Origin of the sequence: Herbaspirillum sp. GCM10030257 (assembly GCF_042666555.1) — a bacterium.
GTDB lineage: Bacteria > Pseudomonadota > Gammaproteobacteria > Burkholderiales > Burkholderiaceae_D > Noviherbaspirillum.
This window is the reverse complement of the sequence record NZ_JBHTDH010000004.1, coordinates 103,891-121,777: the sequence shown is the minus strand read 5'-3', so window position 1 is coordinate 121,777 and position 17,887 is coordinate 103,891. Positions and strand designations below refer to the sequence as shown.

The 17,887-nt window shown below is 58.6% G+C and carries 16 protein-coding genes; 7 read left to right on the top strand and 9 right to left on the bottom strand.

Translation table 11 applies throughout. The annotated features are described in order from the left end of the window. Positions 1–219: 219 nt before the first annotated feature. From ACFQUU_RS07520 to ugpQ, 8 genes are all read right to left on the bottom strand, one after another. Entirely contained in the window at positions 220–657 is a 438-nt protein-coding gene (locus ACFQUU_RS07520; RefSeq protein WP_382244966.1) for a DUF4864 domain-containing protein, read from the bottom strand. 153 nt (positions 658–810) lie between these two features. Then, on the bottom strand, positions 811–2,601 hold the full coding sequence (locus ACFQUU_RS07515) for an acyl-CoA dehydrogenase (RefSeq protein ID WP_382244963.1): 1,791 nt from the start codon (positions 2,599–2,601) through the stop codon (positions 811–813). A gap of 155 nt (positions 2,602–2,756) precedes the next feature. After that, positions 2,757–3,686: an electron transfer flavoprotein subunit alpha/FixB family protein gene (locus tag ACFQUU_RS07510; protein ID WP_382244960.1), complete on the bottom strand. Its 930-nt coding sequence runs from the start codon at positions 3,684–3,686 to the stop codon at positions 2,757–2,759. A gap of 39 nt (positions 3,687–3,725) precedes the next feature. After that, entirely contained in the window at positions 3,726–4,475 is a 750-nt protein-coding gene (locus ACFQUU_RS07505; RefSeq protein WP_382244957.1) for an electron transfer flavoprotein subunit beta/FixA family protein, read from the bottom strand. A gap of 261 nt (positions 4,476–4,736) precedes the next feature. After that, entirely contained in the window at positions 4,737–4,964 is a 228-nt protein-coding gene (locus ACFQUU_RS07500) for a sulfurtransferase TusA family protein (protein ID WP_382244954.1), read from the bottom strand. Positions 4,965–5,117: 153 nt separating this feature from the next. Continuing rightward, entirely contained in the window at positions 5,118–5,633 is a 516-nt protein-coding gene (locus ACFQUU_RS07495; RefSeq protein ID WP_382244951.1) for an NUDIX domain-containing protein, read from the bottom strand. A gap of 25 nt (positions 5,634–5,658) precedes the next feature. Continuing rightward, positions 5,659–8,286 carry an alanine--tRNA ligase gene (alaS, locus tag ACFQUU_RS07490; protein ID WP_382244948.1) on the bottom strand — a complete coding sequence of 876 codons (2,628 nt, stop codon included), beginning with the start codon at positions 8,284–8,286 and terminating at the stop codon, positions 5,659–5,661. Positions 8,287–8,482: 196 nt separating this feature from the next. Then, the gene (gene ugpQ / locus ACFQUU_RS07485) at positions 8,483–9,241 is read right to left on the bottom strand and encodes a glycerophosphodiester phosphodiesterase (protein WP_382244945.1); all 759 of its coding nucleotides are present in this window, start codon (positions 9,239–9,241) and stop codon (positions 8,483–8,485) included. Between the two features lie 82 nt (positions 9,242–9,323). On the opposite strand from ugpQ, the gene ACFQUU_RS07480 reads away from it, so the two are divergent. The 7 genes from ACFQUU_RS07480 to ACFQUU_RS07450 all read left to right on the top strand — a co-directional run bounded on the left by ACFQUU_RS07480 (position 9,324) and on the right by ACFQUU_RS07450 (position 17,118). Further along, entirely contained in the window at positions 9,324–11,228 is a 1,905-nt protein-coding gene (locus ACFQUU_RS07480) for a diguanylate cyclase domain-containing protein (RefSeq protein WP_382244942.1), read from the top strand. A gap of 119 nt (positions 11,229–11,347) precedes the next feature. Continuing rightward, on the top strand, positions 11,348–12,586 hold the full coding sequence (locus ACFQUU_RS07475; protein ID WP_382244939.1) for a CaiB/BaiF CoA transferase family protein: 1,239 nt from the start codon (positions 11,348–11,350) through the stop codon (positions 12,584–12,586). Between the two features lie 197 nt (positions 12,587–12,783). Next, a complete protein-coding gene (locus ACFQUU_RS07470) occupies positions 12,784–14,382 on the top strand; it encodes a gamma-glutamyltransferase family protein (protein WP_382244936.1) in 1,599 nt (532 codons plus the stop codon). Between the two features lie 147 nt (positions 14,383–14,529). Beyond that, positions 14,530–14,910 (top strand): DUF2306 domain-containing protein, encoded by a 381-nt coding sequence (locus ACFQUU_RS07465; protein WP_382244933.1) that lies wholly within the window; start codon positions 14,530–14,532, stop codon positions 14,908–14,910. A 56-nt stretch (positions 14,911–14,966) separates the two neighbouring features. Further along, positions 14,967–15,242, top strand: a complete 276-nt coding sequence (locus tag ACFQUU_RS07460; protein WP_382244930.1) for a 2TM domain-containing protein — start codon at positions 14,967–14,969, stop codon at positions 15,240–15,242. Beyond that, positions 15,242–16,321 carry a sensor histidine kinase gene (locus tag ACFQUU_RS07455; protein WP_382244927.1) on the top strand — a complete coding sequence of 360 codons (1,080 nt, stop codon included), beginning with the start codon at positions 15,242–15,244 and terminating at the stop codon, positions 16,319–16,321. The genes ACFQUU_RS07460 and ACFQUU_RS07455 overlap by 1 nt, the downstream gene beginning before the upstream one ends. Then, the gene (locus ACFQUU_RS07450) at positions 16,318–17,118 is read left to right on the top strand and encodes a LytR/AlgR family response regulator transcription factor (protein WP_382244924.1); all 801 of its coding nucleotides are present in this window, start codon (positions 16,318–16,320) and stop codon (positions 17,116–17,118) included. The genes ACFQUU_RS07455 and ACFQUU_RS07450 overlap by 4 nt, the downstream gene beginning before the upstream one ends. A gap of 55 nt (positions 17,119–17,173) precedes the next feature. On the opposite strand, the gene ACFQUU_RS07445 is transcribed toward ACFQUU_RS07450, so the two are convergent. Beyond that, positions 17,174–17,587, bottom strand: a complete 414-nt coding sequence (locus tag ACFQUU_RS07445; protein ID WP_382244921.1) for a hypothetical protein — start codon at positions 17,585–17,587, stop codon at positions 17,174–17,176. Between the last annotated feature and the right edge of the window lie 300 nt (positions 17,588–17,887).

The window sequence follows — 17,887 nt, the reverse complement described above, 5'->3', positions numbered from 1 at the left end:
TGAACTTGTTCCGAATACAGTGAGAAGCTGCAAAGGGGGAGCTGGCACCGTGCCTGCTCCGCTTCCTTCGGCTGCCATGCCAGCAGTCGTGTCGACCGCTGCTGCTATCGACGATGCAGCCTTGGAACAGTGTCTTCGCTGAGTCGGGCAAACGCATGCGCGCACTGTCTGCATGTGTAATGATCAGCCGAACTCAATAGTAGATATTTGACTTGACGCTCAGATGGAAACGCTGGTTGTTTCCAGCAGCTGACAGCCGTCAATCTTCCAGCGACTGTCTTCACCTTCCTGCATCCAGAAGATGGCTACCCAAACCTTGCTGTTTTCATCAGTGACCCGCACGATCTGGATCGCGTTGCCATCGATGACTTCGGCACTGGAAAAAATCGCACGTTCGTAGCGGTATATTGGGTTGTACTGCTCCTTGATCAATCGCAGGAACCTGTCGGGACTGCCGATCAACATGCGCTTTTCCGGGGTGGCGAGTTCGAACGCTCGATCCGCGTCGTCGTTGGCGAGAGCTTCAAGTTGAAGCTGTACGGCGTCATGGATGGCTATCGCATCCGCCGTGGTGATGGCGTCGACCGCCATGGCGCTGGTCCACCATGGACCAGCAAATCCGATAAGCAGGGTTGCCGTAGCCAACAACCGTTTCATGATCGCCTCCCGACCAGAAACTACAATTGCACAATTGATTGCCCGATATGGAGGCAGAGTTGCAAAAGTGCCGAGAGTTCACGGCATACAAACAATAAAGGCAGCCCGCAGGCTGCCTTCTAGCGCTACATCAAACTGCGCAGTGCGTCGTTGTCAGAACTGCTCTTCCGCCAATGCCATGACGCCGGTGCTGCCATCAACAATCGCGGCACGATAACCGGCAGCCTGCGCCAGAAAGTGGTCGGCGAAGAAACGCGCGGTAGTAATCTTTGCCTGGTAAAACTTTGCATCGCCCTGTCCGGCGTCCAGCTTGCGCTGGGCAATCAATGCAGCACGTGCCATCTGCCAGCCGCCGAGAACGACGCCTGCCATTTTGAGATACAGCACGCTGCCGGCAAACACGCCCTTGATGTCGCTTTTCATGTTGCCGACGACATAATTGACGACTTCTTCCAGCGCTTGGGACCCGGCTGTGAGCTGATTGCGGATAGCGGCCAAGTCGCCCGTGGTGTAGGCCGATAATTCTTCCTCTGTACGGCGTACCTGGGACAGGATTGCCTTGGCGGTTGCACCACCATCGCGCACAGTTTTGCGGCCGACCAGGTCGTTTGCCTGGATCGCGGTTGTACCTTCATAAATCGGCAGGATGCGCGCGTCACGGTAATACTGAGCAGCGCCGGTTTCTTCGATGAAGCCCATGCCGCCGTGGACCTGCACGCCATTGGATGCGACGTCGATCGACAGTTCGGTCGACCATCCCTTGACGACCGGGACCATGAACTCGTAGAAAGCCTGATTCGCCTTGCGCACTGCGTCATCCTGATGATGATGTGCGGCATCATGGGCAGCGGCGGTGACGTAAGACAACGCACGTGAGGCTTCGGTCTGTGCACGCATGGACATCAGCATACGGCGCACATCCGGGTGATGGATGATCGCCACCGGTCCGCTTGAACCTGCGAGGTCTCGAGATTGCACCCGGTCTCGCGCGTAGCTCACCGCCTTCTGATAAGCGCGTTCTGCCAGGCCGATGCCTTGCATGCCGACCGCGAAACGCGCCGCATTCATCATGATGAACATGTATTCCAGGCCGCGGTTCTCTTCACCGACCAGGGTGCCAATCGCGCCGCCGTGATCGCCGAACTGCAGTACGGCCGTGGGGCTGGCCTTGATGCCCAGTTTGTGTTCGATGGATACGCAATGCACGTCGTTGCGCTCACCCGGCGAGCCATCGGCATTGACCAGGAACTTCGGCACGATGAACAGCGAAATGCCCTTCACGCCTTCCGGCGCATTCGGCGTACGTGCCAGCACGAGGTGGACGATGTTCTCGGCCATATCGTGCTCGCCATAGGTAATGAAAATCTTGGTGCCGTAAATCTTGAACGTACCGTCACCTTGCGGCACGGCGCGCGTGCGCACCAGGGCCAGGTCGGAACCGGCTTGCGGCTCGGTGAGGTTCATGGTGCCTGTCCATTTGCCGGAAATCAGATTTTCCAGATAGAGCTTCTTTTGCTCGTCGGTACCGGCAGTCATCAGCGCCTCGATCGCACCGTCGGTCAACAGCGGGCACAGGGCGAACGACAGATTGGCGGAATTGAGCATTTCGATGCAAGGCGTTGCCACGAGCTTGGGCAAGCCCTGGCCGCCAAACTCGACCGGATGCTGCACACCCTGCCAGCCGGCTTCACCAAAGGCCTTGAATGCTTCCTTGAAACCCTTGGTGGTAGTGACGTTGCCGTCTTTCCAGAAACTGGGCTCTTTATCGCCGATAACGTTGAGCGGTGCGACCACTTCGCTGCAAAACTTTGCGTTTTCTTCCAGCACCGCTTCCACGGTTTCCGGACTCGCGTCTTCACAGCCGGGCAAGGCATTCACTTCGGACAGGCCCGCGAGTTCGTTAATCACGAACAGCATGTCTTTCAACGGGGCGACGTAGCTCATTTCAGTCTCCAAAAAGAAGGGCAGGATGGCGGGCAGTATGACGAAGCCTGCGGAAAATTCCTGTCAGCTTCGCGACAAACCCGGCACATCTGCCCGGTATTTTCATCAATTTCTTTCGCGGGAATGGCGTGCTGCCATTCCGGCTATGCTGCGGTTTAACCCAGTTCGTTGACCAGTTGCGGTACGAGTTCGAACAGATCGCCAACGATGCCGTAATCGGCGACCGAGAAGATCGGCGCTTCCGGATCCTTGTTGATGGCGACGATGGTCTTCGAGTCCTTCATGCCGGCCAAATGCTGGATCGCACCGGAGATGCCGACCGCGATGTACAGCTGCGGCGCCACGATCTTGCCGGTCTGGCCAACCTGCCAGTCGTTGGGCACGAAGCCGGCGTCAACCGCCGCGCGCGACGCACCCATCGCTGCACCGAGCTTGTCGGCCAGCGGTTCGAGGATCTTGAAGTTATCGCCGGAACCCATGCCACGGCCGCCGGAAACGATCACCTTGGCAGCGGTCAGTTCAGGACGGTCGGACTTGGCCACTTCACGCGAGACGAAGGCGGATTTGCCGGCATCCGGAGCGGCAGTGATGGTCTCCACTGCGGCGTTACCGCCGGTGGCTGCCGCATCAAAGCCGGTGGTACGAACGGTAATGACCTTGACCGGGTCAGCCGACTGCACGGTGGCAATGGCGTTACCGGCGTAGAAAGGACGCTCGAAGGTGTCAGCTGAGACCACCTTGGTGATTTCGGACACCTGGCCGACGTCGAGCTTGGCAGCCACGCGCGGCAGGATGTTCTTGCCGTAGGCAGTCGCCGGGGCCAGGATGTGCGAGTACGCGGAAGCGATGGCGAGCGCCTGTTCAGCTACGTTCTCGGCCAGGCCTTCAGCAAAATATGGCGCATCGGCGACCAGAACCTTGGTCACGCCAGTGATTTTGGAAGCGGCTTCGGCAGCGCCGCCGCAGTTGGATCCGGCCACGAGCACGTGGACGTCGCCGCCGCACTGGGCGGCAGCAGTGATGGTGTTGAGGGTGCTTCCCTTGAGCGAAGCGTTGTCGTGTTCAGCGATGACGAGTGCGGTCATAATGGTTTCCTGATCTGAATAAGGTAAAGGCGCAAGCGCTTAGATGACTTTGGCTTCGTTCCTGAGCTTGGAGACCAGCTCGTCGACGCTCTTGACCATGATGCCGGCCGAACGCTTCGGCGGCTCGGACACTTTCAGCGTCTTCAGGCGCGGCGTCACGTCCACACCGATATCAGCCGGCTTGATGGTTTCCAGCGGCTTCTTCTTGGCCTTCATGATGTTGGGCAGCGTGACATAACGCGGCTCGTTGAGGCGCAGGTCGGTCGTGACGATCGCCGGCAGCGGCAGGGCCACGGTTTCCAGGCCGCCGTCGACTTCGCGTGTCACGGTTGCCTTGCCGTCTTCCAGGGTGACCTTGGAGGCAAAGGTTGCCTGACCCCAGCCCAGCAGGGCTGCCAGCATCTGGCCGGTCTGGTTGCAGTCATCGTCAATCGCTTGCTTGCCCAGGATGATCAGCTGCGGCTGCTCCTTGTCGGCCACCGCCTTGAGCAGCTTGGCGACAGCCAGCGGCTGCAGTTCGACATCGGTTTCGACCAGGATGCCGCGGTCCGCGCCAATCGCCATCGCGGTACGCAGGGTTTCCTGGCATTGCGTCACGCCGCAAGACACAGCGATGACTTCGGTGACCTTGCCGCCTTCCTTCAGGCGGGTCGCTTCCTCAACGGCGATCTCGTCGAACGGATTCATCGACATCTTGACGTTGGCGATGTCCACGCCGCTGCCGTCGGATTTCACGCGGACCTTGACGTTGTAGTCCACCACGCGCTTGACTGGAACCAAAACTTTCATAGCTTTGCCTTTGTAAATAAACAATTGACGTTAACGTAAACCAAACCGTGATTATAAAGAGAACTGGACTGGATGCAGAATTTAGCACGACCGTTCTATTAATTGGTAGAGAGTATGCACTAATTCACAGCAAAAATCCAAAAAAGCGGAGGTAAAGCTTAAAGCGTATTGCCTTGCAAAAGCATGGCCGCGCCTTGTACAAGCTGATGAGAATAACGCAATCAATGCGGCGCAACCTGCGCCGTATCAGGACAGATTAGACTATTTGCGCTTCATAAAGAAGGTGAATTCCTTATTGTTCTCGCTGTGGCCGACGAGTTCATTGCCCGTCTGGCGGGCAAAAGCCTGAAAATCGCGGACCGAACCGGGATCGGTTGCCGTGACACGCAAGATCTCGCCACTGGTCATTTCCGCCAGCGCTTTCTTTGCCTTCAGGATGGGCAGCGGACAGTTCAGGCCGCGAGCGTCAAGCTCTTTCTGGAATTCCATGTTGCTTTCTCGAAGGAAGACAGGGATTGGGAAGTAGCAAAAATTCTACCCTAAATATGGGAAGCTTGGTGCGTCGCAGCAAGCCGCACGGAAATTGTGCGATGTTCAGGAATGTTTTTTACGGAATTCGTTTAGATCAAGCAGAGCAGCGGATCAAGAAGACCAATCCAGAAATTCGACCGGCAGACCACGGGCCCGCATCCAGTCAGCCATTGCATAACCGGTACCGGCACGCCAGGGACGGAGTTTTTCCGGTGTGACAAGGCGGTAATCGACCAGTTCTTCGGACAAACGGATGTCGCCCGATGCCTTCACATGGTAGGCAATGATGAGTTCATTCTTGCGGATGAACTCGTATACACCGATAAGAGTAACCTCATCGGCGTCCAGATTGGTTTCTTCCTTGAGTTCGCGGGCAACACCCTGCTCCGGCGTCTCACCCCGTTCCATGAAACCGGTGATGAGAGCAAACATTTTCTCCGGCCAGGCGGCGTTGCGCGCCAGCAGGATACGGCCTTCGACTTCGACCAGGGCGGCCAGTACGGGGAGCGGATTGTCCCAATGCGTCCAATGCCCGTCGGGACAGGCAAGGCGGACCTTGCCGCCTTCGCCGGTATCCGCTCGCTGGATCAGCGGCGCGGCGCACATCGGACAGTATTGGTAATCCATGGCGAGCCCCTTGATAAATGCGCCTTTATGCGCGTTCGCGTACCCAGGCGGCAACGCCGTCGAGCGCCTTGGGCAATCCGCTTGGATCGGTACCGCCAGCCTGCGCCATGTCGGCGCGACCGCCGCCCTTGCCGCCCACCTGCTGGGCGACAAAGTTGACCAGTTCGCCGGCCTTGACCTTGGACGTGGCATCCGCGGTGACGCCGGCAATCAGGCTGACTTTGCCGTCATTGACCGCCGCCAGCACGATGGCTGCCGACTTCAGCTTGTCCTTCAGCTTGTCCATGGTCTCGCGCAATGCCGGCACATCGGCACCGTTCAGGGTTGCCGCCAGCACCTTGAGGCCATTGATATCGACGGCCTTGTTAACCAGTTCGTCGCCCTGGCTGGAAGCCAGCTTGCCCTTGAGCGCGGCGAGTTCCTTTTCCAGCGTGCGGACCTGCTCGAGTACGCTGCCAACGCGGGCATTGATTTCCGCCGGCGTCGCCTTGAGCGTGCCCGCGACATTGTTGACCGTCGTTTCAAGCGACTGCAGATAAGCCAGCGCATTCTCGCCGGTCACTGCCTCGATACGACGGACGCCGGCTGCGACACCGCCTTCGGCCACGACCTTGAACAGGCCGATGTCGCCGGTGCGCTGCACGTGGGTACCGCCGCACAGTTCGCGGCTGGAACCGATGTCGAGTACGCGGACTTCATCGCCATACTTTTCGCCGAACAGCATCATGGCGCCGGATTTCTGTGCTTCTTCGATCGGCATGACGCGTGCCTGGGTCGGATGATTGGCAAGGATCTCGGCATTGACGATCGCTTCGACCTTGCGGATCTGCTCCTGGGTCATCGGGCCGTTATGCGCAAAGTCGAAACGCGTACGCTCGGCATTGACCAACGAACCCTTCTGCTGCACATGTGCGCCCAGCACTTCGCGCAGCGCCTTGTGCATCAGGTGAGTCGCGCTGTGGTTACGAATGGTCCTGGCGCGCTTCTCGGCGTCGACCTTGGCATTGACGACGTCGCCGACCTTGATCGTGCCTTCGACGATACGGCCATGGTGACCGAAAACGGCAGCCTGGATCTTCAGGGTATCTTCAACCAGGAAGCGTGATGCGGCATTGCGCAGTTCACCGGTGTCGCCAACCTGACCACCGCTCTCTGCGTAGAACGGCGTATGGTCGAGTACCACGACGGCGTCATCGCCGGAATTTGCTTCATTGACCGCCGTGCCGTCGACATAGATTGCCGTCACTGTCGCCGTCTCGTGGATCAGCTTTTCATAGCCATGGAAGGTGGTCGGGTTGCCGCTGTATTCCAGGCCTTGCGCCATCTTGAACTTGCCCGCTTCGCGTGCGCGCTGACGTTGTTCATCGAGCAGCGCATTAAAGCGGTCTTCGTCCACTGTGACGCCGCGCTCGCGGCAAACGTCGGCAGTCAGGTCGACCGGGAAGCCGTAGGTGTCGTGCAGCTTGAATGCGGTATCGCCATCGATCTGCCTGGCGCCTGAAGCAAGCGCGCGCTCAAGGATTTCCATGCCGTTGGCGATGGTGCGGAAGAAGGCATCTTCTTCCTGCTTGAGCACTTCGGTCGCACGCTTTTCATTCTGGCGCAGTTCGGGGTAGGCGTCGCCCATTTCGGCGACCAGCGCTGGGACCAGCGAATAGAAGAACGGCTTGCGTGCGCCCAGCTTGTAGCCATGACGGATCGCACGGCGAGCGATGCGGCGCAGCACATAACCGCGGCCGGCGTTGCTCGGGATGACGCCGTCGACGATCGTAAAAGTACAGGCACGGATATGGTCGGCAATGACTTTCAGCGACGGCGAATCCTTGTCGCAGTCAGCGGCGCCGGCCGCATCGACGGCCTTCTTCGCGGCTGCCAGCAGGTTGACGAAGGTATCAATCTCGTAATTGCCGTGAACATGCTGCAGCACCGCGGTGATGCGCTCAAGGCCCATACCGGTATCGACGCTGGGCTTGGGCAGCTTGTGCATGACGCCCGCTTCGTCGCGATTGAACTGCATGAACACGTTGTTCCAGATCTCGATGTAACGATCGCCGTCTTCATCAGGCGAACCGGGGGGGCCGCCGGGGATCTCGGGGCCGTGATCGTAAAAGATCTCGGTGCACGGGCCGCAGGGACCGGTGTCCCCCATCATCCAGAAGTTGTCGGACGCATAGCGCGCACCCTTGTTGTCGCCGATGCGCACGATGCGTTCCGCCGGCACGCCGACAGTTTTGTTCCAGATATCGTAGGCTTCGTCGTCTTCCGCGTAGACGGTGACCCAGAGTTTTTCCTTCGGCAACTTGAAGACTTCGGTCAGCAATTCCCAGGCGTACTGGATCGCATCGTGCTTGAAATAATCGCCAAAGCTGAAATTGCCCAGCATTTCAAAGAAGGTGTGATGACGCGCGGTGTAGCCGACGTTTTCCAAGTCATTGTGCTTGCCGCCAGCCCGGATGCACTTCTGCGACGTCGTCGCACGGGTGTAAGGACGCTTGTCGAAGCCCAGGAAGACATCCTTGAACTGGTTCATGCCAGCATTGGTAAACAGCAGTGTCGGGTCATCCCCAGGCACCACCGGGCTGGACGCAACGATGGTATGGCCCTTGGATTCGAAATACTTCAGGAATTTTTCGCGGATTTCAGACGATTTCATGTTCGGTGGCGACTAGGGGTTAAGCTTGCAAACCGTTGATTATACGTGATATCCCCTCGGTGAAGCCGGGGCGGAATGATGTGCAGAACGCAACTGAAAAATACGCCGGGTAAAGGGGAGCGACATGGAACCGACACAGGATCGACGACCGGTCCGGATAGTGCCGGCAGATGCACCGGCGATCAGAAGTGCTTGATTATGCAGCGAAATCCGGCCCGATCAGGTCGAGCCGGTCGGTGCAAAACGCATCGACACCCCATGTCAGGATTTCCCGCGCGCGCTCCGGTTCATTGACGGTATAGCAAAACAACCCATAACCGGCTTCCTTGATGGCGCGTGCCAAGCTCGGGGTAAGCTTTTTGTGATTTGTATGCAGGGCGACCGCATCAAGACTGCGCAGTTTGTCGAGCCAGTCCGGCGGCACGATATCGAGCAGGAAGCCGCGTGGGATATCGGGTGCGGTTTCCCGCGCCGCTGCCAGGGCGTCGAACGAAAATGACGAGAACAATGGTAATTCCGACGGTACTGCGCCACCGGCAAGTTCCTGTGCGAACAATTTTCTTGTCGCTTCTGCAACCACGGTTCCGGTAATGGCTTCAAAGCCGGGAGAGGGCTTGATTTCCACGTTCATCCAGATGCCATTTTCCTTGCAGAAAGCCACAACCTGTTCGTACTTGGGCACAGGCTCGCCAGCGAACTCTGCACCACGCCAGGAACCGGCATCCATCCCAGCCAGTTCGGCTGCCATCGTCTTCGCGACCTCTCCATGCCCGGGAACTGTACGTCCGAACTGAGGGTCATGCATCAGGACCGGGATATTATCCGCAGACAGCATGACGTCGAATTCGACAGCCCGGAATCCATATGCCAGTCCGCGACGCATTCCGGCAAGAGTATTCTCGGGGGCAAGAATGCCGCCGCCGCGGTGAGCAACGATTTTTGGATAAAACCACATGGCTTGATCTATGTCTTGGAATGATATTCAACCAGTCGTAGTCTAATGCCAAACGTTAATTAAAGGAGAGCCGCTTTAGTTCATGTGTACACGCGCATGGGCGAGAGCGGTCGCTGCACACGACATGGCTTCCGACAATTCCTATAATTCGCCTTTCGACGCGTCCACCTTCATCATCCCTGAAGGATGGCACGCATTCTCGGACCTGCTTGGCGGGGTCGATACGGGCTTGCTCTTTCTGCGCGATGGCATGATCGTCCATGCCAATTCGACGCTTGCTACGCAACTTGGCTATACCGACGATGAACTGGCCGGACAACCGCTCGAAATACTGTTCCAGCCATCGGGCACTTCGACGCAGCCGGCCCAGCCATCAATGGAAGATGGCAGCGACATGTATTTGCGGACCAAGGGCGGCGCGCAGGTTCATTATCAACTGGTGGCGAACCGCGTCGATACATTCAGCGATGCCGGTTGCGTGATATGGGTATTGCAGCCGATGCTGTCGAGCGCAGAAGTCGACCAGCTGACCGGTGACGATGCTCCGCCCCCGACAGAAGCATCTTCGCTGACGGATCATCTGCCTGACTTGATCGCGGTCTGCACGCCCGATGCAAACCTGCGCTACAGCAACCGCGCTTTCCGTAATGCAGTCGGCACACACGCCGATATTGCCCAGCAAGTTCATGAAGAAGATCGCCCGCGTTTCGTCGAGTCGCTCGCACAGGCACAACCGGATGGACCGGCCGTGCCGCTTGCCTTCCGCCTGCGTGGTCAGGGAGGGTCGTACCGTCATGTGGCCGGCGAGGTGCGCAATCTGCAAAATCAAAAAGACGTCGGCGGATTGTTGCTCAGCTTGCGTGACGTTACCGACGACGTGCAGCGCCAGCAAGGCGTGGAGCTGGACAAGAAGCGCCAGCTTCACTATCTGAATCGCCTGATGCGCATCGCCCAGCATCCACATGCAAATTTTTCGTCGGCACTGAAAGTCATTCTGAAATCCGCCACCAAGGCCTTGGGAACGCATCGATGCTCGTATTGGGACGTCCATGATGATCCCCAGAAAACCCGTTGCATGCTGGCCTATGACGAATTGCGCCAGAACTATCATGAAGAGCAATTGAGCCTGCCGTCCGGCATGTCCCTGCATTCACTGCTGCAGCGCGTGCTGGGCAGCGACCATCAGCTGGTGGTCGCGGATGTGGATCAGGATCCGCGTGTCGCCGTCTATTGCGAATACTTTCACGCCAACCAGGTCAAGGCTGTGATCGCCATGCCGGTAAGGCATGGCGATGCCTATGCCGGCGTACTGTTGCTGTCGCATGTCGGCGAAGCCCGCCAGTGGCGGCGCGATGAATCCGATTTCGCCGAGATTGTCGCCGGCCTGATTGCGCTCATCCTGAAGGAAGTCGACCGTGTCCGCGCCGAGGCACAGGCCAAGCATTTTGCCCGCCATGACCGGCTGACCGGCTTGCCTAACCGCGATTCCCTGCTTGACCAGGCGGCTGACATCTTCCCCAAGATGACGACCCGTGCCAATACCCTCGCGGCATTCTTCATCGATCTCGACGGCTTCAAGGAAGTCAATGACACCCTTGGCAAGGACGTCGGCGACGAGCTGCTGAAAGCCTCGGCCATGCGGCTGCGCAACGTGGTCCGCAAGAATGACATCGTCGCCCGCCTCGGCGGCGATGAATTTGTTCTGCTGGCAGTCAACCTCAGCGACATGCGCATTGCCGACGACATCGCCACCCAGTTGGTCGATACCATGCGCGGCGCTTTCTCGGTCGGTGGTCATAAGGTACAGATTTCGGCCAGCGTCGGCATTGCCATCTACCCCTTTGACGGTACGGACCTCGACACGCTGATGAAAAAGGCAGACATTGCGCTGGTGGAAGCCAAGCGTTCGGGGCGTGACCAGTACCGGATGTTCCGTCCACAGCTCAACGATAGCACGCCGCCCACGCCGCGCACCGGGCGCAACTAACGTATTCGGCAGGTCAGTCAAGACAGAGGTTGCCGCATGCGGTTAGAATCAACCGCAGTTACCACGGCCACCCGATCCACCCGAGCGCCGGCGAAGCGTTCATCCGACCCCAATCGAACATGACTGACCTGCCTGTCAAGAAAGCACTTGGACATATCCGCGTACTCGACCTGACCCGCGTGCTCGCGGGCCCCTGGTGCGCACAAAACCTGGCCGACCTCGGCGCCGATGTGATCAAGGTCGAACGCCCCGGCGCAGGTGACGACACCCGTTCCTGGGGCCCGCCCTACCTGCGCGATGCGCAAGGCAAGGACACCAGCGAAGCCGCTTATTACCTTGCAGCCAATCGTAACAAACGTTCGGTGACGCTCGATATCGCTTCATCCGAAGGGCAGCAGATCGTGCGCGAACTGGCGCGGCAATCGGATGTGGTGCTGGAAAATTACAAGGTCGGCCAGCTGAAGAAATATGGGCTGGACTACGACTCCCTGAAGAAGGAAAAGCCGGACCTGGTCTATTGCTCGATCACCGGTTTCGGCCAGAGTGGTCCCTATGCGCAGCGCGCCGGCTACGATTTCATTATTCAGGGCATGGGCGGCTTCATGTCCATCACCGGCGAGCGGGACGACCAGCCGGGCGGCGGTCCGCAAAAGGCCGGCGTGGCCATTTCCGACCTGATGACCGGCATGTACGCCACCATCGCGGTGATGGCTGCACTGACGCACCGTGACCGGACCGGCGAAGGCCAGTACATCGACATGGCGCTGCTTGACGTACAGGTCGCCATGCTGGCGAACATGAACACCAACTATCTTGCCAGTGGCAATCCGCCACATCGCTGGGGCAATGCTCATCCCAATATCGTCCCCTACCAGACCTTTCCTACTGCGGACGGCCATATCATCGTGGCAGTCGGCAATGACGGACAGTACCGTCGCTTCGTGGAAGCCGGTGGGAGGCCGGACCTGTTTGCCGACGAGCGCTTTGCCACCAACCCAATGCGAGTACGCCATCGCGATATCCTGGTGCCGCTGCTCGCCGAGATGGTCAAGACCAAGACCAAGCAGGAATGGATTGACGCCCTCGAATCAGCGGGCGTGCCCTGCGGCCCAATCAACAACCTCGACGAAGTCTTCGAAAACCCGCAGGTGGTCGCGCGCGAACTGCGGGTCGATCTGCCGCACCCGACAGGCGCCCAGGTCAAACTGGTCGGCAGCCCGATGAAAATGTCTGCCACGCCGCCGCGCTACGACATGCCGCCGCCGCTGCTGGGCCAACATACCGACGAGGTGTTGCGCGACGTGCTCGGCCGCAGCGCGGAACAGGTGGAAGAATTGCGAAAGAAGGGCATCGTCTGACGCCCACGAATTGAGCTGATCGCTGCATCGCCAGAAATTCACGCACAATTCCAACAGATTCTAAGAGCATCTATCAAAATGACGATGGCAAGGCGCGCCGACGAAGACAGTACAGGCGTACGGCTAGGAGGCCTCGGCGGCCCCAAGCAACGCGGCAAGCGGCATTTTGATAGGTGCTCTAAAACTCGGGAGCAGGCATGGTCGACTTTAACTGGAGCAACCCCTATCCGACGAACCGCAGTCCGCTGCTCGCCCGGAATGTCGTCGCCACCTCCCATCCGCTGGCGGCGCAGGCGGGATTGCGCATGCTGGATGCCGGCGGTAATGCGGTCGATGCGGCGATTGCCGCTGCCGCCACGCTGACCATTGTCGAACCGGTGTCCTGCGGCCTCGGCGGCGATGCGTTTGCGATCCTGTGGGATGGCCATGAGCTGCATGGACTGAATGCATCCGGACCGGCGCCGCAAGCCTGGACCACCGAGTATTTCAGGCAACGGCATGACGGGCGTATTCCCTCCCATGGCTGGGATACCGTCACGGTGCCCGGCATGGTTGCCGGCTGGGTCGCCTTGTCGGAGCGTTTCGGCAAGCTGCCTTTTACCCAGTTGTTTGAAACGGCGATCGACATTGCCCAGCGTGGCCATCTGGTCGCACCTATTGTGCAGTCGAAATGGGCCCGCGCAATACCCCAACTGAAGGACCAGCCCGGATTTGCCCGTGCGTTCATGCCGCATGGCCGGGCACCGCATGTTGGTGAGAACTTTGTCTTCGCCGAAGCGGCGCATACCTTGACCCGCATCGCCGAAACCCATGGCGAAGCGTTTTATCGCGGCGAACTGGCGGAAGCCATGGCATCGCATGCGAAACAGCATGGTGCCGCACTCGGCATCGATGATCTGGCCGCTTTTGCCCCCTCGTGGGTCACACCGATTGCGCGCGACTATGGCGACTACACCGTCCACGAAATCCCCCCCAATGGTCAGGGAATTACCGCACTGATCGCGCTCGGTCTGATCGAACAACTGGATATCGGACGCTTTGCACTGGATTCGGCGGATTTCCATCATTGCCAGATTGAAGCGATCAAGCTGGCATTTGCCGATACCTACCGCTGGGTCGCCGACCACCGTGCAATGACGGAAGTCACCGCCGCCCACTTGCTTGACAATAATTATCTGGCCGAGCGTGCCAGACGCATCGACCTGCATCGCGCGGGAACGCCGGAACATGGCTTGCCGCCCCAGGGTGGCACGGTCTATCTCAGCGCTGCCGATGAAAGCGGCATGATGGTCAGCTTCATCCAGTCCAATTTCCATGGCTTCGGTTCCGGCGTCGTGGTGCCGGAAACCGGGATCAGTCTGCACAATCGCGGCCGCGGCTTTTCACTCGATAGCCGCCACCCGAACTGCGTGGCGCCGGGCAAGCAGCCATTTCACACGATCATCCCGGGATTCCTGACACGGGATGGCAAGGCGCAAATGAGTTTTGGCGTGATGGGCGCCAACATGCAGCCTCAGGGCCACCTGCAAACGCTGTTGCGCATGTTGACTTACGGACAACAGCCACAGGCGGCGTGCGATGCGCCGCGCTGGAAAGTCAACAGCGGCCTTGACGTCGATATCGAAGCCACGATGCCGGCGGACGTCGTGGCCGAGCTGGCGGCACGTGGCCACAAAGTCAATACACGCACCGACAGCAACCATGATTTCGGCTCCGGCCAGTTCATCTGGAAAACGGATGATGGCTACATCGCGGCCAGCGACAGTCGGCGCGATGGCCAGGCGGTAGGCTTTTAACCGGCATTTTCCATTAGTCTGTCCTGCATTTCGCTCCCCAAATGGCAGGGTTTGCGGCGAAGTTCGGCAGCTCGTCGCATTCCGCTGTAAAAGTCTGCCGCCCATGTCCAGAATGGCTCCATCGAAACGCACTACCGGGAGCGCATCATGGCCTTCACCCCGATCATCCTCACCCATGTTCTGGCAGCAACGTCGGCCATCGCCGTTGGTGGCGCGGCCCTGTTGTCGAAAAAGGGGACACCCCTGCACCGCCTGCTTGGTCGTGGCTGGGTAATCCTGATGCTGATTGCCGTATTGTCTTCCTTCGGCATCAAGACCCATGGTCATTATTCCTGGATTCACCTGCTGTCCCTCATCACTATCGCAGGACTCGCCGGTTCCATCTATGCGGTGGCGAAAGGAAACATCCACGCCCATCAGCGCGGCATGCGTTCCCTTTACATCGGTCTGGTGGTTGCCGGTAGTTTTACGCTGCTGCCGCAACGTCTGCTCGGCCATCTGGTGTGGCAGTCGGTAGGCTTGATCTGAACCGATCGACGACCCAGACACGTTACCCTTTCAACGCATTACCAAGGAGATCCATCATGGAAACCAATGACGCCTACCGTGCAGCCAAACGCCATGTCGAACGCAAGATCGGCTTTGCCATCCATCTCTCCGTCTATGTGCTGGTGAACGCCGGACTGATTCTGACCAATGTCTTGTTCTCGCCAGACAAGGTCTGGGCGGTATGGCCGCTGTTTGGCTGGGGAATCGGGTTACTATTCCACGGATTGGCGACCTACCTGCACGGCCCGGGCATGAACTGGAAGAACCGGATGATCGAACAGGAACTGAAAAGAAATCACGCTTCGCATTAATGAACACCACCGTACTTCCCGCTCTTGCCGCTTATCCGCGCCTGCGTCGCTTTGTCATCGATGTGGCGATCACCAGTGTGTTCAACACGGCGATCGCCCTGATGATTACCTATGTGATGCGCATACACAGCAGCTTCTATATCAACTTTGTCATCTCGATGTGCATCGGCACCCTGATGGTGACTCTGCTTGACGGCGGCAGGCTGCTTATCTGGGGACTCGAAAAGCCACCTCGCCTGCCCTTCCTGTTGATGTTTCTTGTCGCGTTACCGTTATCGCAGTATGGCGGCAACAGCATTGCGAGCTGGCTGCTCGACATTCCCAGGGAAAGCTTCGCAGCGGCGCGCTCCAATAACCTGGTAGGTTTTCTTGTGCTGTTTGCGGTGGTTTGCGGCAGCATCACCTGGTTCTTCTGGAGTCGCAGCGTGATGGAACACTTCAAGGCCGAAGCGGCCAATGAAAAGGCGCGTGCGTCGGCGATCGAGAAACAGGCATTGCAGGCGCAGCTGCAGATGCTGCAGGCGCAGATCGAACCGCACATGATGTTCAATACGTTGGCGAACCTGCAGGGGCTGATCGCCATCGATCCACCGAAGGCGCAGCACATGCTCGACCAGCTGATCCAGTACCTGCGTGCGACGCTGGCATCGTCGCGCTCGGACAAGACTTCGCTGGCGAATGAATTTTCATTGATGGAAGCCTATCTGGGGCTAATGCAGGTACGCATGGGTGCGCGCCTGTCGTACCAGCTCGATTTGCCGGACGAACTCAAGCAGGTCGGCATCCCGCCGATGCTGCTGCAACCACTGGTGGAAAACGCCATCAAGCACGGCATCGAACCAAAGGTCGGCGGCGGACGGATCACGGTGCAGGCGGCGCGTCACAAGAACATGCTGCATCTGGATGTGATCGATACCGGCCTCGGACTTGGCGCCACTCCGGAAAACAAGCTCAGTACCCATCTCGGCGTCGAAAATATCCGTGAGCGTTTGCGCGCCCTGTACGGCGACGCGGCGCAATTTACACTTGGTTCCAACACGCCGGAAGGCGTGATTGCCGCATTGAGGATACCCGTATGAATCATCCACGCGCACTGATCGCAGAAGACGAACCGATTCTTGCCTATACCCTGCAGCAGACACTGCAGCGCCTGTGGCCCGAGCTGCAGGTATGCGGTGTCGTCGATAACGGCGCAAGCGCGGTGCAGGAAGCGCTGGCGCAACGTCCTGATGTGCTCTTCCTGGACATTAAAATGCCCGGCAAAACCGGGTTGGAAGCCGCTCAGGAACTTGCCGAAGACTGGCCCGAAGGCCCCCATTTTCCACTGGTCGTGTTTGTCACCGCTTACGATGAATATGCCTTGCAGGCCTTCGAGTATGCGGCGGCAGACTACGTCCTCAAGCCAATCAGCGATGGCCGCCTCGGCAAGACCGTCGAGCGGCTCAAGGCGCGCTTGCAGCACGATGTCGAACGCGGTGCCGAACTGGAGCGTATCGTCGGCCAGCTTCGCTCACTGGTGCCGGGTATGCCGGGTGCGCAGGGTGCGGGCGAACGCCTGAACATGATACGGGCCGCTGTTGGCAACCAGATCCGACTGATTCCGGTTGACGAGGTCCAGTATTTCGAGGCGACCGACAAATATGTCAACGTCGTCACCGCTGAAAGCGAATCCCTGATCCGCACCAGCCTGAAGGACTTATTGCCGCAGCTTGACCCATCGCGCTTCTGGCAGATACATCGCGGAACGGTGGTGAACGTGCATTGCATTCAGGCCGCGCTGCGTGACGAGACCGGCAAGCTGTCGCTCAAACTGAAGAATCGCGAACAAATGCTACCGGTCAGCCGTGTTTATGCGCATTTGTTTAAACAAATGTGATCTGGCAAGCGGCGCGATCTTTGCAATGAGACGAAGCCCGACGCGATCAAAATCTTTACACCTGCTGGAGAGCGAACACGGCAAGCGGCGAAGCGGTCAGCAGAACAGCGAGCGATACCCGCGCACGGCCACCCAGACCCTGGCGCTTGAACCAGCTCGATACACCAAATCCGCCCAGCGCATAAAACAACGTGATGAAAAACAACGCACCCACGCCCATGGTCTGCACCGCCCGACCAGTGAACAGCACGGCAAACATCGCTGCCGTGACCAGACCCAATGCAATCGCGATCCACGATAGCGTCGTGGCGAGGCTGCCGGGCTGTCGCGGATGTAGATGTGCGCCAAGTTCGAGACGCTTCTTGATCACGTCACGCTGAAGCAGGAAAACCAGCAGCGGATCGATCTGCCTGTATTGCAGCAAGCCTACGGCAGCGGCGGCTACCAAGTCCTCGCGTTGGATAGTCATTCTCGCTCCTTTGATTTTCCGACGTTCATCGTGAGCGGCTTTGCGCTGTCGGACTCCACTTTCCTGTGGCTTGCCTGACCATCGTCAGGAGGCTGGCTAACGGGTCGCTGGCCCTGATGGTTTCGACGGTCCTGACGAGGAAAAACCTCGTTAGATTAAAAGCGGCAAAAGTCGTGAAAACGGAGGAATTCGACGGAATGAAACGTCCTGCCTGCACATCGTCGATAGATTCTCATAATGTATTTAAGCGACTTTCAAAACACACCAAATAGATATACATCAAGCGCTTAGCCGACATTG

Excerpts from the sequence above, each read along its gene's own strand:
- ACFQUU_RS07520 (WP_382244966.1), bottom strand. The coding sequence starts at position 657 with ATGAAACGGTTGTTGGCTACGGCAACCCTGCTTATCGGATTTGCTGGT.
- ACFQUU_RS07515 (WP_382244963.1), bottom strand. The coding sequence starts at position 2,601 with ATGAGCTACGTCGCCCCGTTGAAAGACATGCTGTTCGTGATTAACGAA.
- ACFQUU_RS07510 (WP_382244960.1), bottom strand. The coding sequence starts at position 3,686 with ATGACCGCACTCGTCATCGCTGAACACGACAACGCTTCGCTCAAGGGA.
- ACFQUU_RS07505 (WP_382244957.1), bottom strand. The coding sequence starts at position 4,475 with ATGAAAGTTTTGGTTCCAGTCAAGCGCGTGGTGGACTACAACGTCAAG.
- ACFQUU_RS07500 (WP_382244954.1), bottom strand. The coding sequence starts at position 4,964 with ATGGAATTCCAGAAAGAGCTTGACGCTCGCGGCCTGAACTGTCCGCTG.
- ACFQUU_RS07495 (WP_382244951.1), bottom strand. The coding sequence starts at position 5,633 with ATGGATTACCAATACTGTCCGATGTGCGCCGCGCCGCTGATCCAGCGA.
- alaS (WP_382244948.1), bottom strand. The coding sequence starts at position 8,286 with ATGAAATCGTCTGAAATCCGCGAAAAATTCCTGAAGTATTTCGAATCC.
- ugpQ (WP_382244945.1), bottom strand. The coding sequence starts at position 9,241 with ATGTGGTTTTATCCAAAAATCGTTGCTCACCGCGGCGGCGGCATTCTT.
- ACFQUU_RS07480 (WP_382244942.1), top strand. The coding sequence starts at position 9,324 with ATGTGTACACGCGCATGGGCGAGAGCGGTCGCTGCACACGACATGGCT.
- ACFQUU_RS07475 (WP_382244939.1), top strand. The coding sequence starts at position 11,348 with ATGACTGACCTGCCTGTCAAGAAAGCACTTGGACATATCCGCGTACTC.
- ACFQUU_RS07470 (WP_382244936.1), top strand. The coding sequence starts at position 12,784 with ATGGTCGACTTTAACTGGAGCAACCCCTATCCGACGAACCGCAGTCCG.
- ACFQUU_RS07465 (WP_382244933.1), top strand. The coding sequence starts at position 14,530 with ATGGCCTTCACCCCGATCATCCTCACCCATGTTCTGGCAGCAACGTCG.
- ACFQUU_RS07460 (WP_382244930.1), top strand. The coding sequence starts at position 14,967 with ATGGAAACCAATGACGCCTACCGTGCAGCCAAACGCCATGTCGAACGC.
- ACFQUU_RS07455 (WP_382244927.1), top strand. The coding sequence starts at position 15,242 with ATGAACACCACCGTACTTCCCGCTCTTGCCGCTTATCCGCGCCTGCGT.
- ACFQUU_RS07450 (WP_382244924.1), top strand. The coding sequence starts at position 16,318 with ATGAATCATCCACGCGCACTGATCGCAGAAGACGAACCGATTCTTGCC.
- ACFQUU_RS07445 (WP_382244921.1), bottom strand. The coding sequence starts at position 17,587 with ATGACTATCCAACGCGAGGACTTGGTAGCCGCCGCTGCCGTAGGCTTG.